Here is an 8,067-nt window from a genome sequence, read left to right as displayed (position 1 = left end):
GAAAGCGAGACAGGCGAGACCCTGCACGGAGCGTTAGCGGAGGAAGCGGCTCGGCGCTCGCCCACAGGAAAGCGAGTAGCCTGGAACGGAAATCACCTCATTTAAGGTGCCTAATATTCACCAAGATTTCCTTGACTATTTTGTTTTTCAACACTATTAAATGTCACCCGAGAGTGACATTTAATTTTCATTTTCTATAGCTGATAATGCTTTATCCATTTGGCGTTCATTATATTTTATAGTATTATTATTGATTGATTCGCCTCCACTAAAAATAGTAGCTGAATTTTGATAAAAGCCATATACAAAATCGTTAATAGGCGTTTCTTCATCTCCATAATATCTATTCACTACAGATGCCTTGAAAATATTACTTAACCTATACTCTTCATCTTTTTCATCTGCTAAATACTTTTTGTTTGTGTATTCAGCTATAATGTAATCCTCGAATTCTTTGATTTCAGCCTTTGTAGCTGGATACTTTTTAGCGTAGGCTACAATTGTTTCGAACTTTTGAGGAGGAGTACTATTAAGAGAAGCTAGCTCCTTTATTTTATCCTGCCAAGTAACATCTTCTGTTGACTCTACTTTAGCTACGGGTTTTTCTTCATGTGTAATAGCCACATCTGCTTTATTTACTTTATCTTCAGGTGAAATATCCCAATAGCCTATCATACAAAAAATCATAATGACAATGGGGATTGCGGTTAATTTCAACATTTTTATTGATTTAATTCGATCCATTTTGATGAAGTTGAAAATTGCAAGAAGAAGAAAAATAACCATCATAACGATACTTAATAGAGTTATAAGGACTAATATATTTACAAGTGTATTTACCAAGTACTAAAACTCCTTTCTTTTATTGACTTCTCAAATATTCTAATATATAGAATAAATTAGAACTACAATTTAGCTGAAATTTTATTGATTCAGTGGATTGAATCACAAAATTTTAAAATTGAAATATGTGATGGTATGACTTTAGAAGAAATAGCTGAACTGTACAAACTATATCTATAAAAATCATGCGGAAATTGCCAAGGTGATTAGATTGCTCACGAAATAAAACTTACACATTGCTAAATATGAGCTTTTATAATAGACAACAGTAGATGTTCATTTCCATTAACTTACGCCTAGTAGGATGAATAGAAACGATTGAAATTCCATTATATGATGGTAGTGTAAAAAGTTTGGTTAATGAACAAGCGTAATGGCCAAATACCAAAATTATTGATGACAAAAACTAATTTTCCTGGGTCGCATGATATAGATTTTGCACGTTATACCTATTGATGCATAATCGGGCTTATTAAATTTTTTCTATACATATAAAGACAATAGCAACATATAATAGAGTGTTTATTAAAATGAAATATTCATATAGAAAGAAAGGAAATTTCTTTTGAACTCATTAAAGAATTAGTAATCTTCTAGGCTGTGAAAAGTATATTTTAATTTCTGATAATTTAGATAATTTTAGGGATTTACTAATGTTTGTTTTAGTACACTGAATTTAAGAATAGAAGGGGGCCAGAGTCATGAAGAAAACAGTTTTAGCTGGTGCACTTAGTATTGCCTGTTTTACAGGAGGGTTTAGTTTACAAGCGCATGCGCAGGAACCTGTAAATGTTGCTAACATTATCCATCCAAAACACATTGTTGCAGCAACTAATCAAATACAATCAATGTCCTTTCAAGATATTTATAAAACGCTATTACTTTCTAAAATAGGTTTTGAAAATGATGAATTATCTTTAGTTACAACTAAAAATAGTATTACTGTGAAGATTGCATTAAATACTTTAAAGCAATCCTATACTGACGGAACAAATCTATATCCAGAGGGGGAAAAAGCTTTTAAGGAAAACTATGAGGCGTTTAAAAAGCTTTTTGGCGATACTATTCAACTGCGAATTACGCAAGCTGACAATAGCTTCAAAGCTGAAGTTTTCACAGCTGGCAAATGGGTACCTGTAAGTGCTGAAGATTTAAATGGTATGATGATGGTATTTAATCATGCAGATATTGATTTAAAACCAGGGGGTTACTTCACAGATACTTTTGGCCATTGGGCTGAGAGTTATATCCAATTACTTTATCAAGCAGACATTATTAATGGTACATCTACAACTACTTTTAATCCAAATGGACAAATAACACGTGGAGATTTGGCTGCTATTATTTTCCGTGCATCAGGATTAGATGTGAATGAAGATTATGAAGGTCCAGCAACGTATAAAGACCTTAATGGTTTCTGGGGTGCAAAGGAAGTAGCAATTTTAGAAGAGTATGGCTTAATTGATATTTTCGGTGGTGAGAATTTTGAGCCGAAAAAACCAGTTACTCGTGAGGAAATGGCCTATGTAACAGTAAGCTTCTTAATGGCACTGGACTTTAATGTTGATAAAGTGAGCAAAAATAACACATTTACAGACAAAGATAAAATGCGTAAGGAAACAGTTGAATCCATTGGCTTATTACAGCAATTAGGCATTATCGGCGGATCAAACGGTAAATTTTATCCAAAGGGAAATCTTACACGTGCAGAAATCTCTAAAATTTTATCGCTAACATTAATGTTGGTAAGTGAAGAAGAATAAGGCGATTCTAAAAAAAGCAATCCACCTGATACTTCGTGGATTGCTTTTTGATCGATTATTCAACTAAAGCATGAAAGACGTAACTTAGTAGATAACCTAATGAGATATATAGAAGAAATGATTTAAAAGTAACATTACGTATATGATGCAATATAAATTCTGAAATACTGGTTGTTGCAATTAACCCAATTGATATGCCCATTAGTACCCCTTGCGCCTTTTCGGTTACACTCCAATACTGACCAATCCAAATAAAAATAATAAAGAAAATCGAAAATGCTATGAAATAAAGAAATAGTCTCCATAGCCTCTCACCTTGCGATAGGAGTGCTGTTGACAGTGCAAAGCCCTCTGGAAGATGATGAAGAATGATGGAGGCTGTAATTGTAATACTTAATGCAGCGTTCCCTAATAAATTTCCGACGGTTAGACTAATGGGAATAGTATGGATAATCATAGCAATTGCAAGCAAAGATACAGAGGGGTTTTGGGTATGGGAAGTGTGAAATAAACTATCTAGTATTTGAAAGATGAAATAGCCAATAAGGATGCCAAGTATAAGACCTAATGATTTGTAAATCTGAAAAGAAGAAGGAATGATGTCTAGTACAAGTAAGCCAACTAAAAACCCACCACACAATAAGGATAATCCTGAAGTTGTATGGTGAAATAGCTTGGCAAAAATCCAAGCAATCGCTCCTCCAATGCTAACGCTGAAAAAAAGGAACCCACCAAGTATCATTGCACTCAACTGCAAAACTCCTCCACCCCATCATAAACTTTAAGCTGTTTTTCCAAATATATGCTCAATAGAAATGAATATGATAATTGTAGGTTTTATCCCGCTAAATGGACAGTCATTTATCTGTACCAGAAGCGAAGCGTCAGGTATAAAGCTCCCACTTCAAGAGAGATACTTGAACATAAAAAAATGATAATCCTTTCATTCGTGTGTGTTTGATTTCAACATAGTGTTTGTGTGATTCGGTAACATCATTTAGGACTAGGAATCTCTATTTATATGGAAGTAATTGTGGAGAAACAGTGAAGATAACTACTTATTAAAGGAGTTCTCTATAAAAAACCTCAACGTCAGTGAAGAGACGCTGAGGTTATAATAGTTAAAAGTGTATTCCTGGTTTATCAGTAAGTTTGCAGCCCGTGCCATACTTCGCTTTAAGGGCACCTTTAAAAGTAGTCTGTTCAAGTTCAGGGAATGCCTGTTTCCAAAGTTCGAATACATTGTGGCTAGAGGCAGTACCGTCTTTTGTTAGTCGAGCAATATGGAATCCATATTCATCATTGCATCGAGCTAGTGGACGATTTTCGCGTACTGAAATAATACGTCCACTTGCTGTAATTTCATATAAGCCCTCATAGCCAGAAATGGCACGACTTTCTTCATTACCATCAGCAGTTTTTTCTTCTTGTACCTCTTTGATTTCTTCTTTCTGTACTGGTTTAACCTCTTCTTCTGTCTTCTGCGTTGGAAGCTGTTCCACAATCACAAAATCCTTATTTGAGGCTTTGTCGCTCATTGTAGACATTACGTTCATGATGGAACCTACATAATGCATTGGCTTTTCTTTGCCTTCCTCGAATACGAAAATATTATAATCGGTTTTATTCATTTTTTTCATAATAATATTTCCTGTTGTAATAGTAAAACCGATAAATTTGTTCTTTTTAAGTGCCTGTATGGCTTGTTGCTTTGTTAAAATCATTTATTAAATCTCCTAAAAAATTATTTATAAACGGGCAGTAATTCTGTACCGAAAGTGAAGCGTCAGGTACGAGATTCCCACTTTAAGATTAAAGGGAAAATATTAGTGGATGTTCTGCAGCCCAGAAAAGCCCGAGTGGTTAAAGTTTCGCTTTTATTCTATTCTACCATAAAATTAGTTTCACTGTTTTTTAAAAAGTTTTGGTTAAAATCGGAAATTGTGAGTGAAATAAAGCTAGGATTCTTTTTAAATAAGAAGGAAGACATACCTATCCTCTTAAATTTAAAAATGGTAATATTAAGTAATGTTTGTTGATATAGGGTCATCACCAAAATTTAAGTATAGTAGCAGTTCATCTCCCACCTAACTTATTGTCGGGGGATAAATATGATTTTTAATGTAATTGTAGAATATTTCATAAGGAGTGTCGTATGGTTTGATAAATGTATTAGGGGGCATTGGATTATTTTTACTCGGGATGACAATGCTCACAAACGGTTTAAAGGAGCTTGCGGGGGACGCTTTAAAAAAATGGTTGAACCGGTTTACAGGGGGTACGATTAGTTCGGTAATGTCAGGCGCATTCATGACAATGCTTGTTCAATCTTCTACGGCAACAACACTAATTACAATTGGTTTTGTAAGTGCGGGTTTGCTGACGTTTGTGCAATCGATTGGTGTCATTATTGGTGCAAATATCGGTAGTACAAGTACAGGCTGGATTATTTCTCTCATAGGCTTCAAGATTAATATGCAAACAATGTCATTGCCTTTTATTGCACTTGGTGTGTTTGTACAATTGCTAGCTCCACGTGATTTTAAAGCGGTTGGTGGGCTCTTTACAGGTTTTGGTTTATTGTTTTTAGGTATAGATGTGCTTCAAGGGGGAATGGCATCTATACAGGATAAAATTCCATTTGATTCGTTTCATGCGGATTCCATTGGTGGTCAGCTTATCTTAATAGTGCTTGGTCTTGTTATGACGGTCATCATGCAGGCATCTAGTGCGGCAATTGCTGCTACTTTAACAGCTTTATATGCTGGAGCTATTGATTTTGAACAGGCGGCTTATTTAGTTATTGGTCAAAATATTGGGACTACGGCAACGGCGCTTTTTGCTGCAATTGGAGCTTCTACTGCTGCCAAGCGTACAGCTATGACACATGTATTGTTTAACGTTGCAACAGCGATTATTGTCACGTTCGGTGCTACATTGATGTTTTCTTTAACGAAATTCGTAACGACATCGATTAACGGCAGCTTTGATGAAACACTCGGTATTGCAGTTTTCCATACTTTATTTAGTGTGATCGGGGCAATTATCTTTGTCCCATTTGTTCGACCGTTTGCAAAGGCAATCGAGAAAATGATTCCAGAGAAAGGCAATCATTTAACGCGAAATCTTGATGACAGTGTGGCAAAAGTGCCTGGGGTAGCAGTAGAAGTTTCATTTAATACCTTACAGGACATTACAAAGGAATTAACAACTGTAATTGTATCGTTTATTCGAGTAGGGAAGATGACAACAGAAGCTGAAAGTAAATTAAATCAAATCGATGATGCAATTGAAAAAACTCGTTTGTTTTTGGATTCCATACAGTCAACCTCCAAGAAAGATCGCTATAAACATATTTCACTTTTACATGCACTAGATCACTTGTATCGTTTGGCAAAGGCACTACGAGAACAAAGTCCAAATACATTCCAGCTACAGTCAATTTTATCTCAAAAATTGCTATGGGTACTTGAAGAAGTGCTAGTGACTATCGATGAGGATGAACGATTACCTGAGATAGCGACCCTTCTTGAGGAGATCTCATCTGAAATGGCGGCTGAACGACGTGATAAACGAAATGCATATTTCAAGCACTCTGTTGAAAATGTGGTAGAGTTAGAGATAGCAGTAACGAAAGTCGAGGCTTTACTTTGGATTGATCGTCTTGTTTATCACTATTGGCGCACAACTGCCCGTTTAGCAGAATACCAAACAGCAACGAAAAAAAGTCGCCATATAGAGCTAGGGAAAAACATTGCTACAAACGAATAGAAAAAATGCTCGACTCACTTTTAATGGGTTCGGGCATTTTTCTTGGAGTAAATGAGAAACTGCTCAGGTGGAAAGGAAAAGCGCTCAGGTAGCCCAAGACTGCTCAGGTGAAAAGGAAAAGTGCTCAGGTAGCCCTGAAATCTGCTCAGGTGAAAAGGAAAAGCGCTCAGGTAGCCCAAGAAACTGCTCAGGTGGAAAGGAAAAGCGCTCAGGTAGCGCAAGAAACTGCTCAGGTGAAAAAGAACAGCGCTCAGGTAGCGCAAGAAACTGCTCAGGTAAAAAGGAAAACGCTCGGGCAACCGTTATCGACTACATACATTGAGCCTTCAACTAAGATTGCTGGTTATCGCCCTAGTAACCTACGCGCATCCACAAAGCAAAAGGAGGATTTTTATGGTTCAACATATTTTTAACATGAATTTAAAATGGTCAGAGGGGAGAAATGGGACAGGTAATATTGCTGCGACCAATTTAAACACAAAAATTTCTATTCCTCGGGAAATGAATGGACCGGGAATTGGGACAAATCCTGATGAAATGTTACTCGGAGCGGCAGCAACTTGCTATTTAATTACACTTGCTGCATTACTTGAAAATGCAAAGATAGCTGTATCAGACTTATCCATGCAGGCGGATGGCTTTGTTGATGTTACAAATGGTGTTTATACCTATGAGAAAATCGTACATAAGCCAAGCATTGTTGTGCATAATTTATCTGAACGTGAGCAAAAACGAATTTATCGATTAGCTGAGAAAGCTGAACAAACGTGTATGATTAGTAAAGCATTAAAGGGAAATGTTCAAATTGACTGTGAAGTGCAGATAATACAGGCTTAAATCATTCAACTCAATGAAAGGTTGAACATATAATAATTTCAAGGAGTTTTTCAAAATGTTATTTGAAATAGCTCCTTTTTTTCGTCATTGATTTGTGTCATTACTTTTTAAAAATAGTTCTATAAATGCTCAGAATGAATATATAAAGTTAAGTGCTAAAAAAATGCAAAGGATGATGTATTGCAAGATCAGACAACTCAGACTTTCACATTTTATGGACAGTACGGAAAAAGACTTTTTGATATTACTGGGGCATTCCTTTTACTTTTCATAACAATTCCTCTTTTATTGGTAGTATTCTCCATTCTACTTATTAGTACTGGCCGCCCTGTTTTTTTTAAACAAATTCGTACTGGTCTAGATCATCAGCGCTTTGTTATTTGGAAGCTACGGACAATGAGTATACAGGCAGTTCCAGTGAATATGCCTACTATGTGTACTGATGGGATTCCAGATGATTATTTCTTTAAAACTGAACAGGATACACGAATTACAAAGGTGGGGGCTGTTCTTCGGAAGCTAAGTATTGATGAGATCCCACAGCTTATTAATGTTTTAAAAGGAGATATGAGTATTGTTGGACCGCGCCCAGAAGTTCCAACTATCACAAATGCTTATAACACACTGCAGGCACGACGTTTAGAAGTAAAGCCAGGGTTAACCGGGCTTGCTCAAATTAACGGCCGCTCTAATATTTCTCACGGACAGAAAATTTCATATGACCTTGAATATGTTGAGAACTACTCCTTTTGGATGGATGTAAAAATAGTCATCAAAACACTTTACGTGGTGTTAGCGAGAACAGGTGCTTATTAAAAAATAAGGAGTGTTGGGTACTGAAAATCGTTCAACT

Annotated in this window: 8 protein-coding genes; 5 read left to right on the top strand and 3 right to left on the bottom strand. The window is 36.0% G+C overall.

What is annotated here, in order from left to right:
* Window positions 1-180: 180 nt before the first annotated feature.
* Window positions 181-843: a hypothetical protein gene (locus ACIQXF_RS08245; RefSeq protein WP_402781277.1), complete on the bottom strand. Its 663-nt coding sequence runs from the start codon at window positions 841-843 to the stop codon at window positions 181-183.
* A gap of 701 nt (window positions 844-1,544) precedes the next feature.
* Between ACIQXF_RS08245 and ACIQXF_RS08240 the strand changes: the two genes are divergently transcribed.
* Window positions 1,545-2,606 carry an S-layer homology domain-containing protein gene (locus tag ACIQXF_RS08240; protein WP_402781274.1) on the top strand — a complete coding sequence of 354 codons (1,062 nt, stop codon included), beginning with the start codon at window positions 1,545-1,547 and terminating at the stop codon, window positions 2,604-2,606.
* Between the two features lie 55 nt (window positions 2,607-2,661).
* Here the strand turns inward: ACIQXF_RS08240 and ACIQXF_RS08235 are convergent, their stop codons facing one another.
* Both ACIQXF_RS08235 and ACIQXF_RS08230 read right to left on the bottom strand, forming a co-directional pair.
* A complete protein-coding gene (locus ACIQXF_RS08235) occupies window positions 2,662-3,348 on the bottom strand; it encodes a ZIP family metal transporter (protein WP_402781301.1) in 687 nt (228 codons plus the stop codon).
* A gap of 379 nt (window positions 3,349-3,727) precedes the next feature.
* On the bottom strand, window positions 3,728-4,330 hold the full coding sequence (locus ACIQXF_RS08230) for an NUMOD4 domain-containing protein (protein ID WP_402781271.1): 603 nt from the start codon (window positions 4,328-4,330) through the stop codon (window positions 3,728-3,730).
* 436 nt (window positions 4,331-4,766) lie between these two features.
* On the opposite strand from ACIQXF_RS08230, the gene ACIQXF_RS08225 reads away from it, so the two are divergent.
* The 4 genes from ACIQXF_RS08225 to ACIQXF_RS08210 all read left to right on the top strand — a co-directional run bounded on the left by ACIQXF_RS08225 (window position 4,767) and on the right by ACIQXF_RS08210 (window position 8,030).
* Entirely contained in the window at window positions 4,767-6,377 is a 1,611-nt protein-coding gene (locus ACIQXF_RS08225; RefSeq protein ID WP_402781268.1) for a Na/Pi cotransporter family protein, read from the top strand.
* 67 nt (window positions 6,378-6,444) lie between these two features.
* Window positions 6,445-6,699, top strand: coding sequence for a hypothetical protein (locus ACIQXF_RS08220; RefSeq protein WP_402781265.1), 255 nt, complete (start codon window positions 6,445-6,447; stop codon window positions 6,697-6,699).
* Between the two features lie 71 nt (window positions 6,700-6,770).
* Entirely contained in the window at window positions 6,771-7,214 is a 444-nt protein-coding gene (locus ACIQXF_RS08215; RefSeq protein ID WP_402781262.1) for an SACOL1771 family peroxiredoxin, read from the top strand.
* A gap of 180 nt (window positions 7,215-7,394) precedes the next feature.
* Window positions 7,395-8,030 carry a sugar transferase gene (locus ACIQXF_RS08210; protein WP_402781259.1) on the top strand — a complete coding sequence of 212 codons (636 nt, stop codon included), beginning with the start codon at window positions 7,395-7,397 and terminating at the stop codon, window positions 8,028-8,030.
* Window positions 8,031-8,067: the final 37 nt, after the last annotated feature.

Source organism: Lysinibacillus sp. NPDC097231 (assembly GCF_044761885.1).
Classification (GTDB): Bacteria; Bacillota; Bacilli; order Bacillales_A; family Planococcaceae; genus Lysinibacillus.
Note: the sequence above shows the minus strand (reverse complement) of the source record. Positions and strands in the feature narration are given on the sequence as shown.